At 43.0% G+C, this 20404-nt stretch carries 17 protein-coding genes, 1 tRNA gene and 1 pseudogene; 9 read left to right on the top strand and 10 right to left on the bottom strand.

All coding sequences use genetic code 11. The annotated features are described in order from the left end of the window. Positions 1–80 precede the first annotated feature (80 nt). Positions 81–2162, top strand: a complete 2082-nt coding sequence (gene ppk1 / locus VXP95_RS11105; RefSeq protein WP_144725197.1) for a polyphosphate kinase 1 — start codon at positions 81–83, stop codon at positions 2160–2162. Positions 2163–2411: 249 nt separating this feature from the next. Here the strand turns inward: ppk1 and oxyR are convergent, their stop codons facing one another. The 4 genes from oxyR to rubA all read right to left on the bottom strand — a co-directional run bounded on the left by oxyR (position 2412) and on the right by rubA (position 5764). Then, entirely contained in the window at positions 2412–3320 is a 909-nt protein-coding gene (gene oxyR, locus VXP95_RS11100; protein ID WP_064095669.1) for a LysR family transcriptional regulator OxyR, read from the bottom strand. A gap of 13 nt (positions 3321–3333) precedes the next feature. Next, positions 3334–4272, bottom strand: a complete 939-nt coding sequence (gene estB / locus VXP95_RS11095) for an esterase EstB (protein WP_064101494.1) — start codon at positions 4270–4272, stop codon at positions 3334–3336. Positions 4273–4329: 57 nt separating this feature from the next. Next, positions 4330–5508, bottom strand: coding sequence for a rubredoxin reductase RubB (rubB, locus tag VXP95_RS11090; RefSeq protein WP_416712040.1), 1179 nt, complete (start codon positions 5506–5508; stop codon positions 4330–4332). A gap of 91 nt (positions 5509–5599) precedes the next feature. Beyond that, complete coding sequence (gene rubA / locus VXP95_RS11085; RefSeq protein ID WP_004279415.1) at positions 5600–5764, bottom strand: rubredoxin RubA; 165 nt, start codon at positions 5762–5764, stop codon at positions 5600–5602. 487 nt (positions 5765–6251) lie between these two features. Here rubA and VXP95_RS11080 point away from each other — a divergent pair, with 487 nt between their 5' ends. Beyond that, complete coding sequence (locus VXP95_RS11080; RefSeq protein ID WP_064095666.1) at positions 6252–6794, top strand: adenine phosphoribosyltransferase; 543 nt, start codon at positions 6252–6254, stop codon at positions 6792–6794. A 40-nt stretch (positions 6795–6834) separates the two neighbouring features. On the opposite strand, the gene VXP95_RS11075 is transcribed toward VXP95_RS11080, so the two are convergent. Then, on the bottom strand, positions 6835–7329 hold the full coding sequence (locus VXP95_RS11075; protein ID WP_064095665.1) for a YqiA/YcfP family alpha/beta fold hydrolase: 495 nt from the start codon (positions 7327–7329) through the stop codon (positions 6835–6837). A gap of 388 nt (positions 7330–7717) precedes the next feature. Here VXP95_RS11075 and lysS point away from each other — a divergent pair, with 388 nt between their 5' ends. Both lysS and VXP95_RS11065 read left to right on the top strand, forming a co-directional pair. After that, complete coding sequence (lysS, locus tag VXP95_RS11070; protein ID WP_064095664.1) at positions 7718–9247, top strand: lysine--tRNA ligase; 1530 nt, start codon at positions 7718–7720, stop codon at positions 9245–9247. Between the two features lie 147 nt (positions 9248–9394). Beyond that, a pseudogene (locus tag VXP95_RS11065) lies at positions 9395–10825 on the top strand (capsule assembly Wzi family protein). Between the two features lie 345 nt (positions 10826–11170). Here VXP95_RS11065 and trpS read toward each other — a convergent pair. Beyond that, positions 11171–12184, bottom strand: a complete 1014-nt coding sequence (trpS, locus tag VXP95_RS11060) for a tryptophan--tRNA ligase (RefSeq protein WP_416712033.1) — start codon at positions 12182–12184, stop codon at positions 11171–11173. A gap of 189 nt (positions 12185–12373) precedes the next feature. On the opposite strand from trpS, the gene VXP95_RS11055 reads away from it, so the two are divergent. Continuing rightward, positions 12374–13300, top strand: a complete 927-nt coding sequence (locus VXP95_RS11055) for a DUF808 domain-containing protein (RefSeq protein WP_416712032.1) — start codon at positions 12374–12376, stop codon at positions 13298–13300. 48 nt (positions 13301–13348) lie between these two features. Beyond that, entirely contained in the window at positions 13349–14254 is a 906-nt protein-coding gene (locus VXP95_RS11050; protein ID WP_064101492.1) for a neutral zinc metallopeptidase, read from the top strand. Positions 14255–14292: 38 nt separating this feature from the next. On the opposite strand, the gene VXP95_RS11045 is transcribed toward VXP95_RS11050, so the two are convergent. Further along, positions 14293–14847: a hypothetical protein gene (locus tag VXP95_RS11045; RefSeq protein WP_416712031.1), complete on the bottom strand. Its 555-nt coding sequence runs from the start codon at positions 14845–14847 to the stop codon at positions 14293–14295. A gap of 216 nt (positions 14848–15063) precedes the next feature. Here VXP95_RS11045 and VXP95_RS11040 point away from each other — a divergent pair, with 216 nt between their 5' ends. Both VXP95_RS11040 and VXP95_RS11035 read left to right on the top strand, forming a co-directional pair. Next, positions 15064–16563, top strand: a complete 1500-nt coding sequence (locus VXP95_RS11040) for a cation:proton antiporter (protein ID WP_064101490.1) — start codon at positions 15064–15066, stop codon at positions 16561–16563. Between the two features lie 148 nt (positions 16564–16711). Then, positions 16712–17059 (top strand): MGMT family protein, encoded by a 348-nt coding sequence (locus tag VXP95_RS11035; RefSeq protein WP_416679858.1) that lies wholly within the window; start codon positions 16712–16714, stop codon positions 17057–17059. Between the two features lie 55 nt (positions 17060–17114). Here the strand turns inward: VXP95_RS11035 and VXP95_RS11030 are convergent, their stop codons facing one another. After that, positions 17115–17555, bottom strand: a complete 441-nt coding sequence (locus VXP95_RS11030) for a universal stress protein (protein ID WP_064101489.1) — start codon at positions 17553–17555, stop codon at positions 17115–17117. 242 nt (positions 17556–17797) lie between these two features. After that, the gene (locus VXP95_RS11025) at positions 17798–18202 is read right to left on the bottom strand and encodes a hypothetical protein (protein WP_416679859.1); all 405 of its coding nucleotides are present in this window, start codon (positions 18200–18202) and stop codon (positions 17798–17800) included. A gap of 174 nt (positions 18203–18376) precedes the next feature. Between VXP95_RS11025 and VXP95_RS11020 the strand changes: the two genes are divergently transcribed. Further along, positions 18377–18453, top strand: a tRNA-Met gene (locus VXP95_RS11020). Positions 18454–18675: 222 nt separating this feature from the next. On the opposite strand, the gene VXP95_RS11015 is transcribed toward VXP95_RS11020, so the two are convergent. Further along, positions 18676–20301: an NAD+ synthase gene (locus tag VXP95_RS11015; RefSeq protein ID WP_416679860.1), complete on the bottom strand. Its 1626-nt coding sequence runs from the start codon at positions 20299–20301 to the stop codon at positions 18676–18678. Positions 20302–20404: the final 103 nt, after the last annotated feature.

Below are 20404 nucleotides of genomic sequence, written 5' to 3'. Positions count from 1 at the left end.
GGGCTTTTTTTATGAAATTGTCATAAAATTGAAGCATACTTGGAACGATAAGCACAATTTTAAATCCACGTAGGTTTGATATGAATACGGCAGCCAGCAGCACTTCAGTACAGCCCGAATATACATATAATGATCGTTATATTAATCGTGAACTGTCTATCCTGGACTTTCATTTACGCGTTCTGGAACAGGCTGTCGATCCTTTACATCCATTGCTCGAACGCATGAATTTCCTGTTGATTTTCTCGCGTAATCTGGACGAGTTTTTTGAAATTCGCGTTGCGGGTGTTTTAGAGCAGCTTGATCTGGGAAATGAAAGCCGCAGCCCGGATGGTCTCACACCCAAGCAGGTCATGGAGCAGATTTCTAAAACTGCGCATGCCGCGATTGAACGTCAGTACCGTATTTTAAATGAAGAAATTTTGCCAAAACTGCGTGAGGAAGATATTTGTTTCCTGCGCCGTGGTGAGCTGACTCCAGCACAATCTGCCTGGGTTAAAAAATATTTTCAGGAGCAGGTGGCGCCGGTTCTCACGCCGATCAGTCTGGACCCTGCGCATCCATTCCCGCGGCTGGTGAATAAATCACTGAACTTTATTGTGACGCTGGAAGGCAAAGATGCCTTTGGTCGTCAGATTGATCTGGCCGTAGTGCCTGCACCGCGGTCATTGCCACGCGTGGTACGTTTGCCCGATGAACTGACCGATGGCAAAGAACATCATGTGATGCTGTCTGCCATTATTCATGAGCATGTCTCCGATCTGTTTCCGGGTATGACAGCGACAGGCTGTTATCAGTTCCGTGTTACCCGTAATGCTGACCTGGCCTTGAATGAAGATGTGGAAGATCTGGCCAAGGCACTTAAAGGTGAACTCAGTTCACGCCGGTTTGGTCGTGCGGTGCGTCTGGAAGTAACGGAAAACTGTCCACAGCATATTTATGAATATCTGCTGAATGAATTTGATCTGGATGAGGATCAGCTTTATAAAGTTGCTGGCCCGGTCAATCTGGCACGTTTGCTGTCTAATTTTAAGCGCCCACATTTACGCTATGACTCGCATACGCCGGTTATTCCCAAAGTACTGAAAAAATCTGAAAATATTTTTAGTGCAATGCAGAAACAGGATATCTTGCTGCATCATCCGTTTGAATCTTTTGCACCGGTCATTTCATTATTACGTGAAGCGGCACGTGATCCACAAGTGTTGGCCATCAAACAGACCTTATATCGTAGCGGACCGGATTCTGAAATTGTGCAGGTCCTGGCTGAAGCTGCCCGTAATGGCAAGGAAGTCACGGCAGTGATTGAATTGCGCGCGCGTTTCGATGAGGAATCCAATATTGAAGTCGCCAATGTACTGCAGGAAGCTGGTGCAGTGGTGGTGTATGGTATTGTGGGCTACAAGACCCATGCCAAGATGATTCTGGTGGTACGCCGGGAAAATAATAAACTGGTGCGCTATGTGCATCTGGGTACCGGTAACTATCATGCCGGCAATGCGCGAATCTATACCGACTATGGTCTGTTAACTACGGATAAAGACCTGTGTGAAGATGTGCATCGGATTTTCCAGGAACTGACCGGTATGGGGAAAATGGCCAAGCTGAAAAAGCTGCTACATGCGCCGTTTACCTTGCATGCCCAGTTACTGAACTATATCGATAATGAAATTGCCTTTGCCCAGGCAGGTAAGCCGGCGCAGATTATCGTCAAAGTCAATGCCCTGACCGAAATGCAATTGATTAATAAACTTTATGAGGCCTCTCAGGCCGGGGTGCAGATTGACCTGATTATCCGTTCGATTTGCAGTTTGCGTCCGGGATTACCGGGCCTGTCTGAAAATATTCGGGTACGTTCAATTGTCGGGCGTTTTCTGGAGCATACCCGCGTGTATTATTTCAGCAATAATGGCAATGCACGGATTTACTGTTCAAGTGCCGACTGGATGGATCGTAACCTGTTTAACCGGGTCGAAGCCTGTTTCCCGATAGAAGATGAAGGCTTGAAAAAACGTATCTATCAGCAGGGTCTTTTTAATTACCTGAAAGATAACCAGCAAGCCTGGTTATTGCAAGGTGATGGAACCTGGGTGCGAGCACAGCCACAAGAAGGTGAAAAGCCGCATAATGCACAACGTGTTTTACTAGAGCTGTTTAAATAGGTTTAAGTATTTCCAGAGGCTGAAGATTCAGCCTCTTTTTTTATTTTGAAAAGAGGATTTAACTGTGCTGCAGAATAGGTGCAGTAACTGAAATGATCTGATATTTATTTTAGGCTGCTGATCTTCTATCTCGGAATATTTTTACTCATATTCAATCTGAGGATTTGCTGGCTTTATTTGAGTTGGATAATGAGTTTTAGGATATAAAAAAAAGGAGCACACTTGTTGCTCCTTTTTATCATACTGGGATTAAGCGCCGTCGTGACGGGTAATCTTCTGGAAAATCTGTAACAACACATCAAACTCGCTTTGTAGCGGAGTGCTTTTACGGGTTACCAATGCCAGGGTACGACTTGGGGCTGACTCGATGGCTTTTACCTGAATCTCAGGATTAGCTTTTACCATATTGGTATGGATCGCAATTTCAGGCAACAGGGTAAAACCAAGATTGGCTGAAACCATTTCGATTAAAGTCGGCAGTGAGCTGGCTTTTAGCCGATGATCATTTTTACGCTCACCAATCGGGCAGGCACTTAAAGCATGATCACGCAGGCAATGACCTTCTTCAAGTAACATCAGGCGAGACAGGTCCAGATCTGCCAGAGAATTGGCTTGTGCCGCATGCTGATCAGATTTTTGATAAACCAGATACAGATTCTCTTTGGCAATTTCAGCGACTTTCAGACCACGGGTGTCGAAAGGCAATGCCAGGGCGACCATATCCAGATTACCGTGTTCTAGCTTTTCTACAATCTTTTCACTTTGTGCTTCATGTAGATGCAACTGAATTTTTGGTAACTGTTTATGCACTTCGTCTAGCAGCTGGGACAACAGGAAAGGAGCGATCGTTGGAATGATTCCGAGATGTAAATCACCAGTTAAGGGTTCACTCATCTCACGACTTAAACGCATTAGATCCTGAGCATCGGCCAGTAGAACACGTGCGCGAGCAACCACTTGTTCACCAAGAGGCGTTAAACGAACATTCTGACGGTCGCGTTCAACAAGTACGCCACCGAGTAAACGCTCCAGCTCCATGATGCCGCCAGACAAGGTAGACTGGGTGACGAACGAGCGGCGAGCAGCTTCTGTAAAATGCAGCGTCTCTGACAGTGTTACGAGGTATGACAGCTGTCTTAGGGATGGTAATGCAGCCATAGTGTCCTAATGTTTATGATTTAAAATGATCAGCAAATAATTCGCTAAGATATGGAATAAAATGCGGTGGGATATCATGCCCCATTCCATCAATTAATTCAAATTTAGCCCCTGAAATTGCTTTCGCAACGGCCTTGCCATGGCTAGGAGGTAGCAATCGATCTCGAGAACCATGGATCACCAGGGTATCTTGTTTGATTTGCTTGTCCAGTTGCAGCAATGAGCCTGTACATAATATTGCTAAAAACTGCTGAAGTATACCGGCAGGATAGTAACTTCGCTTATATAATTTGCGTGCGGTCTGTACTGCCTCCAGATGATTGACATAACCTGGTGAGCCAATGATCTTAAACAGTTTCAAGCTATGGTCGACAATACCATCTTCATCTGTTGAAGATGGTTTGTCAATTAAACTAAAGAGCTGCTTGGGAAAGGGTGGTGGTAACAGCGGCTGGTTATTGCTGGTAAATAATAACCCCAGTTTTTTAACTTTGTCCGGATAGCGGGCTGCCAGAATCTGCGCAATCATACCGCCCATTGAGGCACCCAGCACATAGACCTGCCCCAACTGCATTTTTTCAATCAACAGACTGACATCTTCCGCCATATCATACAGATCATAAGGTGCACCCTGATTGCCCAGACCGAGAACAAAACGGCTCATCATTTTCAGGGTGTTCAGACGTGGGCCTTTATGATGGATTTTTGAAGACAGCCCAATATCACGATTATCAAAACGAACAATATGATAACCTTTATCAATCAGGGATTTACAAAAAAAATCCGGCCAGTATAGCATTTGCCCACCCAGCCCCATAATCAGCAAAATAGTAGGATGTTCCGGATTGCCGCCAACCTCGACATGTAGCTGGATCCCATTACCAAGATCGACCTTAGTTTCATGCATGAACGGGGTATAAGGGGAAAGATTAAGCTGTTCTAAGCTGTACATGGTCGCTGTCCTGATAAAAGGATATTTTGTTTAAAAAATATCCTTGCTATTAAACCTCTAAACTGCTGCAGGAATCAAGTCAGGAACCTGCTTGGTCAAGGCCAGACGCTGTTTGGCTGCAGTGGCACCCAAAAGTACGAAACCACGTAAGGTTCCATGGGTGTCAATTGCTTTAGCCAGCATGCCATCGTCAAACTCTTCAGTTTCCCAGATGACATCAACATCGACGGGTGCAGGCAATACCGTTAAAGGTGCAGCAGGCGTTTTAACTGCCACAGGCATGGCAGGATAATGTACGGCAGTGTGTTCACCGTTCAAGGTTTTTGCCAGAGCGCGAGCTTGTTGCATGATTGGCATGACATAAGGCAGTAAGATCCCATTCACTTCGGCACAGTCACCTACAGCATAAATATCGGCCTGACTGGTTTCCAGTTGTGCTGTGGTTAAAACTCCGCGACTGGTATGGATGTCTGCCTGTTTCGCCAAAGAAATATTTGGCTGTAGACCTACGGCAGACAACACCACATCTGCGACCAGAGACTGGCCATTGGCCAGCGTGACCAGATAATCACCGTTATTGGCTCGAGAAACTTTTTCGACCGTGGTGCCCAAGACAAAGTGGATGCCGGTTTCTTCAAGATTTTTCTGGAATGCTGTGGCAACATATTCCGGCAATAAACGGCCAAGCGGCTGCGGTGCCAAATCAATGACGGTAACCTGATGATCGGTATTTTGAAGGTCGTTGGCAAATTCACAGCCAATCAGACCGGCACCTAAAATCACTACACGCTTATCTTCACGTGCCGCCAGATTATTACGGAAAGCTTTATAGTCATTTAAATTGTTGACGACATGAATATCATCGCTGGCGTCCCCGGCAATGGCCAGACGTACCGGATTGGCACCGACTGCCAAGACCAGCTTGCTATAAGGTTGCGTGCGTTCCTGACCATCTTTTTCAAGAATCAGCTGATGATCTTCCGGATGAATCGCTTTGACCCAGGTGTGCTGTTCAATGTGCATATTCAGCTGTGCTGACATTTTAGCTGCATCGCCCAGTGGAATCTGTTCAGGTGCTTTATTGCCGGCCAGAGCATTGGAAAGCGTCGGTTTGGCATAATTGACCGCATCATCGGCACAAATCATTAGCAGTTCATGCTCGGGATTCAGCTTGCGAAATTCACGTGCTACGGCATAACCCGCCATACCTGAACCAATAATGACGATAGGATGCATAGTTGTTTCCATATGGTAGAGCTCCATGCTGTATAAATGATAGAAAGGCATAAAAAAAGACCATATAGATATGGCCTTTAACTGGGCGTCATTAGACTTCGATCATCTCGAAATCGACTTTAGACACGCCACAATCTGGACAGGTCCAGTCATCCGGAATATCTTCCCACTTGGTTCCTGCTACGATTCCGTCTTGAGGCCAGCCTTCTGCCTCATCATAAATCCATCCACATACGATGCATTGAAACTTTCTCATGTAACTCTCCAAAACTAAGCAATTCTAGGCGTCAGCTTAAAATCCATAAAATAGCAAGACTCTAAAAGAATATAACTTTTTAACAGTGAACATATTTGGCTAAATTTTTACGCAGTTCTGTTCAGAAAGTAAAGTGAATAAAAGCTTAATCAGCGAAATTAGCAGCAGAATAGAGCTCGCATTCCTTATTTATCAGAAAACTACTTTCATCTGCTTTACTGCTGTAGGCGGTTGAAGACACCAATCTGATTATGAATAAAAATTACAGTTTTCTGGTGTGACCGACCAAAGTCTTGCAGTAAAAATTCTCCTTTTCAGGTAATTTAAAATAGCTAAAGTCTGGATTAAATATTTTTTAAAATAAATGAATTAAATAAAATCAAATAGTTGTTATTAAGTAACGGGTTTTTATTATACAGCTTGGCTTGTCTACGTACCTCAAATAAGTTTAAAATTCTTATATTCCTTTTCTTTTTTAAGATCTCCCATGAGCAATTTGTCTACTTCTTTGTGGTCTCACATTCGTACGGTCCAAGATTTTCCAAAACCTGGAATTTGCTTCTATGATTTGACACCACTTTTCATGAGCAATATTGGTCCATTGACTGATGCCTTGATTGCTAGCATTCCTGCTGACAAATTGGCAGAAGTAGAAAGCTTTATTGCGGTTGAAGCACGTGGTTTTGTCTTGGCAAGTTTGTTAGCGCAACGTACAGGTAAAGGCTTATTGCTGGTTCGTAAAGCAGGGAAATTACCACCTCCAGTGGTCGGTGTCGGTTATAGCCTGGAATATGGGCTGGATCGGTTAGAAATGTCTGCGGAAGTTCAATCCCAAAAAGTAATTATTGTGGATGACGTTCTGGCAACTGGTGGAACTCTAAAAGCGGTTCATGAACTGGCTCAAAAATGCCAGCATGAAGTTCTAGGTGCAAGTATCTTCCTTGATCTTCCTGACCTGCATATGGAATTAGGCATGGAGATCTGGTCAGTACTGGATGATAAATCCCAGCCTGAAGCTGCAGTAGCCTAAGCTTAAAGCATATAAAGAAGCCCCGGATATTGGGGCTTTTTTATTGTCGGATAAAATGATATTCGATTTCCTGAATCAGCTCGTTCACCTGTTCCGGGTGCTCCAGACGATGATGTCCGCCATCAATAGCATGAATCTGCATATAATCTTCCAGCTGAGCTTGTACAGCATGCATATCCAGAATTTCATCGCCTAATTCCAGATAAGCCATTTGCGGAATATCGTGCTGCAAATCACTGTCGCAAATTGCAGGATAGTCATCACGAAAATTGGGTTGCAGACTGGGATTTGCAATGACGCATGGAATCTGATGGGCATGGGACATTTTCAATGCCCAATAGCCGCCCAGACTGTGTCCGACCAGAATATCCGGTTTGATGGTTTCAATCGTCTCGTGATAAAACTCGGCAACCGAACTATAGCTCAGATTTCGGTAATCGACATCGATACAGTATTTAGGGGCTATATCGATGGCATGGAACTTGGTGGATTCTTTCGAGGAATCTAAGCCATGTAAAAACAAAATCTTAGACATAGTTTATTACTCATTTTTATGAGACATGCCATATTGCTTATTTGTGGATGGGCATGCCTTCTTCAATCTGAGCATCATTGTAAAACGTCTAGCTGTACAAGACAGTTAGCTATTGGTCTAAGCCGCCGTTTCACACTCCAATAATTTTATGTAAAACCTCTTTGCTTTGGACTTTAATCGTAGTTGAGAGCAGCCGAATGCTGCAAAAAATTGGGCAAAAGAAATTTAACAGGGTGGCAGATGGATGCAACTGAATTGCAAAAAGAAGGGGATAGTAGATATTTCCAAAGAAAAGCCGGTTCGTGGAAGGGTTTGCGCTACGATTTGGGAACGATTTCTGCTATTCTATGCAACTTCTATTTTTTAACTAATCTTATTCGAGGCAGAGATGACGCAAACTAACGCTCAATCGACTTCTGAACAAATCATTTCCGAAAACGATTTAATTGCACAGCGTCATGCCAAGTTAAAGCAAATCGAAGCTCAGGCACAAGAAACAGGTAAGAGCCCATGGCCGAATACCTTTAAGCGTGAGCATTATGCCCAGGATTTACAAGACCAGTTCGCTGATAAATCTAAAGAAGAAATTGAAGCAGGCGAAAAAGTCTACGTTAAAGTTGCCGGTCGTGTGATGTTGAACCGTGGTTCATTTATCGTGATCCAGGACATGACCGGTCGTATTCAGCTTTATGTGGCGCGTAAAGAACTCCCAGAAGATGTACTTGCTACCATTAAAGGTCTGGACCTAGGCGATATCATCGCAGTGGAAGGTTATATCGGTCGTTCGGGTAAAGGCGATCTGTATGTACATATCGAGCATTTTGAATTATTGACCAAATCATTGCGTCCGCTTCCAGACAAGTTCCATGGCCTGAACGATACTGAAGTAAAGTATCGTAAACGTTATCTTGATCTAATCGTCAATGAAGAAACGCGTAAGACTTTTGAAATTCGTGCCAAAGTTGTGGCAGGTATCCGTGCCTTCCTGACTGAAAAACGCTATATGGAAGTTGAAACGCCAATGATGCATGTGATTCCAGGCGGTGCATCTGCGCGTCCTTTCGAAACACATCATAATGCATTAGATATGCCATTGTTCTTGCGTATTGCGCCAGAGCTTTATTTAAAACGTTTGGTAGTCGGTGGTTTTGAACGTGTGTTTGAAATTAACCGTAACTTCCGTAACGAAGGTGTTTCTACCCGTCATAACCCTGAATTCACCATGATTGAATTCTATCAGGCTTATGCGGATTACAAAGACTTGATGGAATTGACCGAGCAAATGCTGGAGCGTCTGGCGATTGATATCTTGGGCACCACTGACGTGCCTTATGGTGATGAAGTGTATAGCTTCAAAGGTCCATTCAAGAAAATTTCAATGTTCGATGCGATTCTTGAAAATAACCCACAATTTACTCCTGAAAATGTCAATGACCGTGAGTTCCTGGCAAAATTCCTTCAGGAAGAATTGAAAGAGCAGGTGAAGCCAGGTTTTGGTCTGGGCAAACTGCAAACGATGGTATTTGAAGAAACCGTAGAAACCAAATTGCGTCAGCCAACGTTCATTACAGAATATCCAGCGGAAACCTCTCCATTGGCGCGCCGTAATGATCATAATCCGCACATTACTGACCGTTTTGAATTCTTCATCGGTGGCCGTGAGTTGGCCAATGGCTTCTCGGAATTGAATGATCCAATCGATCAGGCTGAACGTTTCCAGGCACAGGTTGCTGAAAAAGATGCTGGTGATGATGAAGCCATGCATTACGATGCAGACTTTGTCGAAGCACTGGAATACGGTCTTCCTCCAACAGCAGGTGAGGGCATCGGTATTGACCGTCTGGTGATGATTTTTGCCAATGCAGCAAGTATCCGTGATGTAATCCTGTTCCCGCATATGCGTCATAAAAATGCTTAAGTGCTGAATACAAAATAACCCACCATCGTGTGGGTTATTTTTTTATAGAAATATTTGAAAAATGATTAAAAAATAAACAATTTAGTTATTGAAAATTAATATGAACATGATTAGGGTAGAATAAAAATAATAATGAAAAATTAGTTTATGTTGTTTAAAAAAAAATTATTAAAAATATTGCTGAGTACATTTACTTTTCCTGCTTTTGCTCAGGGCTTGGTTCTAAATGATGCAAATTTGCGTACTGACCTGAACTGGTTAAATCAGTACCTCAACCTGGCCGCTTAGTGGGGATGAAATTCAACGAGCCTTATCAAATGCGCAGATCAGTAATACTGTACAGCAGCGTGTAATCGATTCGGTTCTCTCTAAACTAAAGGCAGATAATCAACAGCTAAAATTAGGTTTGTTTGCAGAAACGGATAAAAAAAATATTCCACAGGCTTTCGGGGATCAGCAAAAAGCACAATATCAGGCAGCTTTAGAGTTTAATGCTGGCAATGCGAATTGGGATGCCAAAATCAGGGTGAATGCTGAAAAAGATCCACAAATTGATAATGATCAGAATGTAAATCTTGAAGGCTCTTATCTAGCAGGGAAACTTTGGAATCAATGGCTGATTGGTGGTCAGATTCCAACTTACTGGGGCCCAGGCCATGATGGCAGCTTGATTCGTGGTGATGCTAGTCGTCCGGTCTATGGCTTTACAGTTCAACGTGCAGAACAGACAGCATTTGAAAATAAATGGTTTTCTTGGATTGGGGCGTGGCAGTATCAGGCTTTTGCAGGTCAACTCGATGACTATAACGCAGTTCCAGACGCCAAATTGATTGGTTTGCGTGTTACAGCACAGCCTTTACCTTATTTAGAGCTCGGTGCCTCGCGTGCGATTCAGTGGGGGGTGAGGGTCGACCTGAAAGTTTAAGTTCGCTATGGGATGCTTTTGTAGGCAGTAAAGATAATGGGGGTACAGGTGAACCTGACCCGTCTAACCAGATTGCCGGCTTCGATGTGCGGTTAAATTTATTTTCTCTTACCCAAATTCCGGTAGGTCTATATGCTCAATATGTGGGAGAGGACGAGGCTGGCGGCTTACCTGCAAAAAAAATGTATTTGGCTGGAATCGACTATTCTGCTAGTTTGAAAAATATGCCATACCAAGTTTATGCAGAATGGGCAGATACGCGGACTAATGGCAAGGTTCAAGGGATTTCTTATAATCATACGAATTATACAGATGGTTTTTATCAGCATGGTTATCCTCTGGCACATGCTCTGGGGGGAGATGCGCAGATGATTTCCGTGGGTGGGAACTTTCGTATTGATTTTATGAACCGCTTATCAGGTCGTATACTTTTGGCTGAGGTGAATCAATCAGAACGTGCTGCTGTTAATAATGCTGCTTTTGCTTTTAATGATGAGATTAAAGCATTGGATTTGAACTGGTCGCATTATATCCGTCCCAACATGCCACTCAAATTCAATGTCTGGGTGAGTAATTCCGAGGTGAATGGCCAAGATGGGGGAGCCTCACTTGGAATCGAAATTCCTTTAGAGAAAGGGCTGTTTAAATACTAATTTTAGATACTGAAAAGTCCTGCGACTGAGTAGGCTTTTTTATTTTTATAGGTTTACTAAATTCAAGACAAAAAAAACGCAATGATTGGGGTTGTCATTGCGTAGAAAAAGGAACGTCTTTCAAACTACTTCATTAACTGTGGAGAGAGTTAAATCTGATTCCTTACTGAATATGATCATAATAGGATGCATTCTCATATGACTCATCAGTATTCATGTTAATACATGTTAAATAAGGTTAAAACTATGGAGATTATGTGGGGATATTTGCATTATTACTGCGCATTTTCAGCTTAAATAAAAAAGCTCTTCATCAGAAGAGCTTTTAAAAGCAATTTTTTATATTTAAAAATGGAATACGCTGAGACCAGATTTAACTTCATCCAGTGTTGCTTGGGTAATATCGCGACATTTATCAGTTCCGGTTTTCAGAATGTCCATGATGTAGTCTGGATCTTTAGCCAGTTCAATACGACGCTCACGAATTGGACCAATCAATTCTTTAAGAATGCCTTCCAGACGTTTTTTTACCGTACCATCACCTAAACCGCCACGACGATAATGGGCTTTGAGTTCTTCCAGCTCTTCTTTATTTGGATCAAAAGCATCTAGATAAGTAAATACTACATTGCCTTCTACCTGCCCCGGATCTTCAATGCGCAGATGATTCGGATCGGTATACATGGCGTTTACCGCTTTCTTGATATCTTTATCTGTCGCATCCAGCACAATGGTATTGCCCAAAGATTTCGACATTTTTGCTTTACCATCAAAACCAGGTAGGCGCCCAACATTGGAAAGAAGTGCCTTACATTCTGGTAACAGGTCATGACCAATTTGACGGTTTAAACGACGTACAATTTCGTTGGTCTGTTCGATCATTGGAATCTGATCTTCACCCACAGGAACCACAGTGGCCTTGAAGGCTGTGATGTCAGCAGCCTGAGCCACTGGATAGCACAAGAAGCCAGCTGGAATATCACGTTCGAAACCACGCATCTGGATTTCAGACTTGATGGTCGGGTTACGCTCAAGACGTGAAACTGTCACGAAGTTGAGGTAAAGCATGGTCAATTCATTCAGTGCAGGAAGGCAAGACTGAACACAAATTGTGGTTTTAGTCGGGTCAATACCCACAGCCAGATAATCCGTTGCCACTTCAATAATGTTACGGCGTACCTTTTCAAAATTGTCCGCGTTATCGGTTAAGGCTTGAGCATCCGCAAGTAACAGGTGTTGATGATGGGAATCCTGCAGACCTACACGAGAGCGTAATGAACCTACAAAGTGGCCGAGGTGGAGTTGTCCGGTAGGACGGTCGCCCGTCAAGATCACTGGACGATTATCTTGATTACTCATTATCTATTCCAAAGGGTAGTCAGTACTACAGCTGTATTTTAACGAATGGCAACATTGTACGGCATTCTGTTTTTGATTGTCAGCCAGAAAAAAAGCTGTAGTAAAAAAATCTTATAAATTAAACAAGTGAATACAATATTTTTAAGAATTTTGATTAAAATAAGCTGAAATACGATAAGGATAATAAGTATGGCGAGCAGTTTATTACTATTATTAGATGATATTGCTACTGTTCTGGATGATGTCGCTGTCATGAGCAAAATGGCAGCAAAAAAAACAGCAGGCGTCCTCGGTGATGATCTGGCATTGAATGCCCAGCAAGTCAGTGGTGTACGCTCCGAGCGTGAACTGCCTGTCGTGTGGGGAGTTGCCAAAGGGTCTTTTGTTAACAAGCTGATTCTTGTTCCTCTAGCCTTACTGATTAGTGTCGTCGCTCCATGGCTTATCAATCCTCTGCTGATGATTGGTGGCTTGTTTTTGTGTTATGAAGGTGTGGAAAAAGTACTGCATAGCCTGAAGCATAAAAAAGTTAAAACTGAAGAAGCAGCTGAAATCGAATTCAATACAATTGAGACCGATTTAGCCCAATTTGAAAAAGAAAAAATTAAAGGTGCAATCCGGACCGATTTTATTCTGTCGGCTGAAATTGTGGTGATTTCATTAGGCACAGTAGCAACAGCAGCTTTTGATACTAAAGTCATGGTACTTTCACTGATTGCTATTGTAATGACCGTTGGTGTGTATGGATTTGTAGCCATGATTGTCAAAATTGATGATCTGGGACTGTATCTTACTGAGCAGGCATCGAGTTTCAAGCAGAGCATTGGACGTGGCTTGCTGGCTTTCGCTCCAAAATTAATGAAAACACTGACCATTGTGGGAACACTTGCCATGTTTTTGGTGGGCGGCGGGATTATTGCCCATACTATTCCGTGGTTTCATCATTTAACTGAAGATTCTGTTGATCATATACAGCATATTCCAAATGTTGGAAATATTATTGGTGCGGTTACTCCCACTTTAATTAATCTGGTCATTGGTTTTGTTGCGGGCCTCGTGGTATTGCTTGTAGTCGCAATGATCCAAAAGATCTGGCCTAAATCATCAAAAGCTTAAGATGCAGAAATATCTGGAAATTGAGCAGATTAAAAGAAGGAAAAGGCTATGCGTTGGAAAGGTCGTCGTGTCAGTAGCAATGTAGAAGACCGTCGCGGTGGCGGTGCCAAAGCTGGCGGAATCAGTATTATCGGGTTAATTGTCGCCTTTGTGGCCTGGAAGTTTTTTGGCGTTGATCCACAACAAACCTATCAAACTACCAAACAGGTAACTCAGGGTATCTCGGGTGCAACAGAAACCCGTGGCTTGGAAAATCCCACCCCGGAACAGCAGGAATCGATTGAGTTTGTCGGAACCGTATTGGCGGATACTGAAGATACCTGGAATCAGGTGTTCCAGCAGCAGTTAAACCAGCAGTATGTTCCTCCGAAACTGGTGCTGTTTAATGGCATCGTGAATTCGGGTTGTGGTACGGCTCAGGCGGCGATGGGACCTTTCTACTGTCCGGCAGACCAGAAAGTCTATATTGATACTGCATTCTTTAAAGATATGCGTACCCAGATGGGCATTAGCGGAGAACAGAATGCCACCGAACTCTCGCGCAATGATCAGGCTGGAGACTTTGCCTTGGCCTATGTTGTGGCCCATGAAGTGGGTCATCATATCCAGACGATTCTAGGTATTTCTTCCCAGGTACAACAGGCACGTCAGCAGGCAAGTGAAGTACAGAGTAACCAGCTTTCAGTACGCCAGGAATTACAGGCAGACTGTCTGGCCGGAGTCTGGGCCTACCATAATCATCAGCGGACCCAGTTTCTGGAACAGGGTGATGTGCAGGAAGCCATGGATGCTGCACATAAAATTGGTGATGACTATTTACAGAAACGTGCGCGCGGACAGGTGGTACCGGACAGCTTTACTCATGGCAGCAGCGCACAGCGAGTACATTGGTTTAATACTGGCTTGCAATCCGGTCAGATTGCGAATTGCGATACCTTTAATCAAAATATTTAGCTCATTTGCTTATAAAAAAGGAGCTTTAGGCTCCTTTTTTATTTATACAGAAAACGTCGGAAATTTCTTAATATTTTGATACTGACAAATAATGCAGCCAAAGCAAACAGGGTAATTGCAAAGACTGTATATTTCAGGTTGCTGATGTCATTCTGATAAAACTGCTGAATATCCTGTTTGGAATATTTAAGAGTAGTTTCTTTACTGGCGCGGCTGTCTCTAAACTGGATTTTTTCAATATAAAACAGGTTTCCTGCTTTAATGAGGTCAATGTTCTGGATTTGGCGGGTATGTGATTGATTATAATCATCGCTGCATAAAGTGCTGTAATGCTCGCAGTTGATTTTAGCCACATACCCATTTCCTGCTATCAGAATGAAAATAGCATTGTCCGGTCGCTGGTTATTAGATACCAGAACATACTGTTCGCTAGCGGTACTTTTCAGGGGGATGCTGGTTGCCTGCTGATAATGCTGTTCAGCTTGCAGAATTTCCTGAATTTTAGCGAAGCTGGTAAAACATAAGGACAAGGTGACCAGAAAAATCAAACTTGCAAAACAGAGGCGGAAAATGGTTTTGACAGTTTGATGCATGGGAGAAAAATTCAAAATAGAAAGGTGAGGAAAGCAAAAGCCAAGTGCTGATCTGTATGTTAAATCATCATTCGGAAATACTGAAAAGAAACTTAACTCAATTCGATAAAAAGAGGATTAAACTTGTTTTGTCAGAATACGCTGCTATTCAAACCTCTATTTTAACAACTCCACTCTGCGCATAGTGCTCCATCTCGCCCGATTTTAGGAAACCGAATGGGAAATTTCTTTTTTCTTCAGCTACTCACAGTCGTCTTTGCCTTGTCCATTGCCACAACCATGTTTAATAAGCGTGTGTTGGGCTTTCCACAAGCGATCGGTGTTCCGATTGTCTCGGCAATTTTTGTTTTTATTTTGCAGTGGGGTGCCAGTTTACTGCATGGCAATCCATTCTTTAGCATCAATATTGACAATATCGAGCAGGCTGTTCGTCATGTGGATTTTTATGATTTTCTGATCAATGGCGTAATCTGTTTTATTCTGACCTCATCTGCACTGAAGTTTAAGGTCTCGGATTTGCGTAACCACTGGCGGCCCATCAGTATTCTGGCGGGCCTGGCTTTGGTGTTTTGTGCGGTATTCTTTGGTGTGGCCTTATATGGTTATCAATTCCTGATTGGTAAGCATGTCGACCTGCTGGTTTTACTGTTGCTCGGTGCGGCTTTGGGTGCCACAGACCCGATCGGTATTAAGGGGGTATTGAGTTCGGTTCGCGCACCGCATCATCTGATTGTCAAGCTGGAAGGCGAATCACTATTTAATGATGCGATGTGTATTGCCCTATTTATGACCTTGCTCAATGTTCTGCAAGGTGAAAACTTTACAGTCTTAGGGGTGTTGCAAACCCTGCTTTATGAGATTGTGGTGGCAGTGCTGATCGGTCTGGGATTTGGTTTTGGGATCTTGCGGATTTTGCGCGGCAAACATGAAATGGAATCGCTTATTCTGACCACAGCCTTGCTGGCCTGCGGTTCATATCTGGTGGCATTACTGGCCCATGCTTCAGCGCCAATTGCTTGTGTAATTGGTGGCTTGATTGTTGGTAATAAATGGAAAGAAATCCTGGCTGATGCTGAAATCGGTGATGTTAATCATTTCTGGCATACCGTTGAAGGAATTATCAATTCATTCCTGTTTACACTGATTGGTCTGGAATTGTTTATTCTGGACTTGAGTACCAGCCTGGTTCTGGGCGGAATGGTGGCCTTTGTCATTCTGCATTTGGCCCGGTTTGCAGCCAACTATCTGGCCTTTGCCATGTTTCCAAAAGTCAGCAAGAAAAGCTATAACGGTAGCTTAACCATCCTGTCTTGGGGTGGGGTACGGGGCGGGATTTCCCTGGCACTCATTTTAGCTGTAGCCAATGTTCCACAACTGGAAGCCTATAGCAGTATTCTGGTGGGCTATACCTTTATTGTGGTGCTATTGTCCGGTGTGGTATGTGGCTTGGGCTTACCTGCGGTGATGAATGCCTTTTACTATAATCCCAATGAAGAAACTGAGGGCTTCAAAGGCTGGTATCAACGCATGTGCCACAAGCTGAACCGTAAGGGCTTTCGCTATATTGTCGGGGAAGATACCAAAGGAAATGAAACCATCACCGTCTTTCAGCCTGATATCATGATTGATCAAAAAGATGAAGATGGCGTCGCTACGGTGCATCATCCAGATAAGGTTCAGGAAGTCAAACGGTTAGAAAACCCGGACAACTTCTAAATATAAGATCAATGATATCAAAATACTATGGGGTTTTTTGTTTAGGCAAAGAATCGAACAAGCCTAAATCAGTATAAGCAGGCTTGATCATTCTCAGAGAGTTGTGTAAGGAGACAGGTATATTTTCATTTAAACGGGTTATTAAAACATGCCAGTGACCAAAACAACTTCAGCCAGTCAGGAAATGGCAGAAATGATTTTGGCTGTGGTGAATCAGATTCCGTATGCCAAAGTCGCTACTTATGGACAGATTGCCAGACTGGCAGGTTTGCCTAAACATGCACGCTTGGTCGGACGAGTATTAAGCCATTTAGAACCTGATAGCGATATTCCCTGGTATCGGGTGATCAATGCTCAGGCGAAAATCAGTCTGAAGCAACTGGATCAGCATGGCCAAAATATCCAGCAGCAAAAACTCATGCAGGAAGGAGTTGTTCTAAGAGGTGAGCGTGTGGATTTAAAATGCTATCAGTGGAATGGTCAGGTTGAAGTATAAAACCTCCACTTTTTGAGAAGTGGAGGTTTGTATAAATGGGAATTTTAAAAATTATTTACTTGCGAATCACCATGACTGGAATGTCCGCCTGTCCAAGAATACTTTGCGCTACGCTACCAAGGAACAGTTTTTTGAAGCCAGTACGGCCATGGGAACCGATTACAATCAGATCAGCATTTAAATCTTTTGCGGCTGCCAGAATCTCACTGTGAATCACTTGACCTTCAAGCAGCTGTGTATCCACTTCAATACCTGACGCAGAGAATTTTGCTTTGGCTTCATCCAGGGTTTTTAAGATTGAAGTGCGGGCACGTTCAATCAGGTCGTTGGTCTGTGCCGCAGAGATATATTCTGCAGCGATATAAGGATCCAGTGCCAGCACCTGAACGACTGTTACTTTACTGTTGAATGCTTTGGCAATTTCTACTGCTTTATCTACTGCAGCATAAGATGTTTCTGAACCGTCGATGGGTACTAAAATATGTTCAAAAGGCATTAGAATTCTCCTGAGAGGAAGTAAGAGTTATAAAATTGTGACGCGTTGAACTGAAATACGAATAATTGTTTATACTTTGATCATAGCCTGTATTTTATAAAAATAAAACCAAGTAAATACATAGGTATAAGATCTAATAGATTGAAGAGTAAAGCATCTGCTAACAGTGCTTTAATCTGATTGTTGATGAAATCTAAGTGAATCATTTATATGTAAAAAAATAAGCTTGCCCAAAATTGCGGTCAGTCACATTGAATAGAGGCGGGGTCTAGTTTTATTTGCGGTGACAGCTGTTCATAGCGATTTAAAATGGTTTGGGTTTCATCTGCATAAATTTGCTGTTGCAGCTGCCGGATTTTATGTTCTGTCACATGCAAACGTGCACAATGTAAGGCGATCTGATTTTCTCGAGTCACTTCCAGTCGTTGATTTTGCTCATATTCCGGATAGCGTTTGATTTTTTGCTGTGCTCTGCTGAGTTGTGCCAAAGAGCGTTTCTGCTGCATGCTCATCAGTTGCTGCTGGTTAATCCACTGTGCGACATCACGTCTGACGCCATTGTAATCTACAAAAATTGGGGAAATGATCTGGCAGGCACTGAGACATGAAAGTCCGGTTGCTGAAATAAGTATTTTGATTTTATGCATTTGATGAATCCTATAAGCAATAGATAGTATTATGAATACGTGAATTACCTACTAAAAAAGCTTTATTGTTTATATTTTAAAAGTTTATTGGGTATTTGCATAAAGTCTGAACATTTGTGTTCTAAAATGCTTGACGATACACGCTTAAATTACGATAATGCGCACACAGTTTACGGCTATGTAGCTCAGTTGGTTAGAGCACCGCACTCATAATGCGGGGGTCACAAGTTCAAGTCTCGTCATAGCCACCATTTTTAAAGACCAAGCTCTCAGCTTGGTCTCTTTTTTTGTCGATAGAAAAGCCTGCAGAGAAAATCATAAATAATACTTGAAGTATCTACTAATTTTGCACAGGTTCTCAACCTATCAGTTTTATTTGATGTGAGATATGATCTTTAAACTTTAGTACAGCATAAAAAAATCGTCCCGGCACTCGCTGGAACGATTCTAATTTATATCATTGAAAACTGGATTTAGTTTCCTGCTTTCCAGCCATTGACGAGTGGGTAACGGCGTTCACGACCAAAAGACCGTGAGCTGATACGAGGACCTATTGCTCCTTGGCGGCGCTTGTATTCATTGGTATCAACCAGACGAATCACTTTCTTCACCACTTCAGCATCAAAGCCTTTGGCAATAATGTCATCCTGACTCATATCTTCTTCAATATAAGAATACAAGATCGCATCCAGAATGTCATAGGCAGGTAAAGAGTCTTGGTCGACCTGATCTGGGCGCAATTCTGCTGAAGGCGGACGTGTAATAACACGTTCTGGAATTACTGGCGTTTCTGAAATGCTGTTACGGTATTTCGCCAATTCGAACACAATAGTTTTATACACGTCCTTCAGAACAGCATAACCACCCACCATGTCGCCATACAGGGTGCAATAACCTACAGAAATTTCGGATTTATTGCCAGTTGCCAGCACCAGGTTACCAAATTTGTTGGACAGAGCCATCAATAAAGTACCACGCGAGCGTGCTTGCAGGTTTTCCTCGGTCGCATCGACTGGAGCATTACCAAAGAATGGGAACAGCACCTGCATAAAGCCGTTTACCACTGGATTGATTTCGGCAATACCGAAAGTCACGCCCATATTTTTGGCCTGAGCAGCTGCATCTTCCACACTGATTTGTGCGGTATAAGTATAAGGCATCATCACAGCCTGAACTTTATCTGCACCAAGTGCATCTACGGCAATTGCCAGAGTCAGGGCAGAGTCAATACCGCCAGACAGCCCTAGAATTACACCAGGAAAGCCGGAGCGCTGTACATAATCACGTGTTGCCATGACCAGGCTTTGATAAATCTCAGCCATGGTGTCTAAGGCAGGAGTGATGCTACCTGTCTTGAATTGAAGCTTTTCAGCATCATACTCGGCAATCGCCAGTTTTTCCTGAAAGCTTGGGGCCTGTACAGCTACCTCACCAGATTTGTTCAGCACAAAGCTGGTACCATCAAAGATCAAATCATCCTGTCCACAAACTTGGTTACAGTACACCAGATTGATATTCAGCTGCTTGACTAAGGCTGCCATAGTTTCAATACGATGCTGGGGCTTACCTACTTCATATGGAGAGGCATTGAGTACCAAAGCGGTGTCAACATTCAATTTAGCCAGTTGCTGAACGGTCGCTAAAGACCAGACATCTTCACAGATCAGTATGCCAAATTTGTGTCCGAGATACTCAAAAACCAGGTGCTGATGACCTTCGCCAAAATAGCGCTTTTCATCGAATACCCCATAATTTGGCAACACTTGCTTGTTATAGATCCCCAGCACTTCGCCATCTTTCATGACAGCAGCTGAGTTATAACGCTGACCATCTTCGGTTTGATTGACGAAACCAAAGACCATGACAATATCTTTTACTTCAGTCAGTTTTTCAAAAGCCGCCTTGGTACGTTTCACCAGACTTGGGCGAATTAATAAATCTTCTGCAGGGTAGCCCAGTGTTGAAAGCTCAGGAAAGATGATCAGATCCGCTTTATCTTCTTTGGCCTGACTAGCCAACTCAATCATTCTTTGCGCATTTGCATCCAGATTGCCGACATGTGGAGAGAATTGAGCAATTGCAATTTTAAAACTTTTCATCCAATTAAATCCTATTCCTATAGGTTAATACACTAAATTACTGATTTTTATTATTCTAATTATCCAGTTAAGTGCACTTCGATATTCATAAAATGCCAAATGG

It is taken from the genome of Acinetobacter sp. 226 (assembly GCF_048147925.1).
Classification (GTDB): Bacteria; Pseudomonadota; Gammaproteobacteria; order Pseudomonadales; family Moraxellaceae; genus Acinetobacter; species Acinetobacter pecorum.
Note: the sequence above shows the minus strand (reverse complement) of the source record. Positions and strands in the feature narration are given on the sequence as shown.

Bases quoted from the DNA above. Each gene is read 5' to 3' on its own strand.
- ppk1 (WP_144725197.1), top strand. From the start codon at position 81: ATGAATACGGCAGCCAGCAGCACTTCAGTACAGCCCGAATATACATAT.
- oxyR (WP_064095669.1), bottom strand. From the start codon at position 3,320: ATGGCTGCATTACCATCCCTAAGACAGCTGTCATACCTCGTAACACTG.
- estB (WP_064101494.1), bottom strand. From the start codon at position 4,272: ATGTACAGCTTAGAACAGCTTAATCTTTCCCCTTATACCCCGTTCATG.
- rubB (WP_416712040.1), bottom strand. From the start codon at position 5,508: ATGCATCCTATCGTCATTATTGGTTCAGGTATGGCGGGTTATGCCGTA.
- rubA (WP_004279415.1), bottom strand. From the start codon at position 5,764: ATGAGAAAGTTTCAATGCATCGTATGTGGATGGATTTATGATGAGGCA.
- VXP95_RS11080 (WP_064095666.1), top strand. From the start codon at position 6,252: ATGAGCAATTTGTCTACTTCTTTGTGGTCTCACATTCGTACGGTCCAA.
- VXP95_RS11075 (WP_064095665.1), bottom strand. From the start codon at position 7,329: ATGTCTAAGATTTTGTTTTTACATGGCTTAGATTCCTCGAAAGAATCC.
- lysS (WP_064095664.1), top strand. From the start codon at position 7,718: ATGACGCAAACTAACGCTCAATCGACTTCTGAACAAATCATTTCCGAA.
- trpS (WP_416712033.1), bottom strand. From the start codon at position 12,184: ATGAGTAATCAAGATAATCGTCCAGTGATCTTGACGGGCGACCGTCCT.
- VXP95_RS11055 (WP_416712032.1), top strand. From the start codon at position 12,374: ATGGCGAGCAGTTTATTACTATTATTAGATGATATTGCTACTGTTCTG.
- VXP95_RS11050 (WP_064101492.1), top strand. From the start codon at position 13,349: ATGCGTTGGAAAGGTCGTCGTGTCAGTAGCAATGTAGAAGACCGTCGC.
- VXP95_RS11045 (WP_416712031.1), bottom strand. From the start codon at position 14,847: ATGCATCAAACTGTCAAAACCATTTTCCGCCTCTGTTTTGCAAGTTTG.
- VXP95_RS11040 (WP_064101490.1), top strand. From the start codon at position 15,064: ATGGGAAATTTCTTTTTTCTTCAGCTACTCACAGTCGTCTTTGCCTTG.
- VXP95_RS11035 (WP_416679858.1), top strand. From the start codon at position 16,712: ATGCCAGTGACCAAAACAACTTCAGCCAGTCAGGAAATGGCAGAAATG.
- VXP95_RS11030 (WP_064101489.1), bottom strand. From the start codon at position 17,555: ATGCCTTTTGAACATATTTTAGTACCCATCGACGGTTCAGAAACATCT.
- VXP95_RS11025 (WP_416679859.1), bottom strand. From the start codon at position 18,202: ATGCATAAAATCAAAATACTTATTTCAGCAACCGGACTTTCATGTCTC.
- VXP95_RS11015 (WP_416679860.1), bottom strand. From the start codon at position 20,301: ATGAAAAGTTTTAAAATTGCAATTGCTCAATTCTCTCCACATGTCGGC.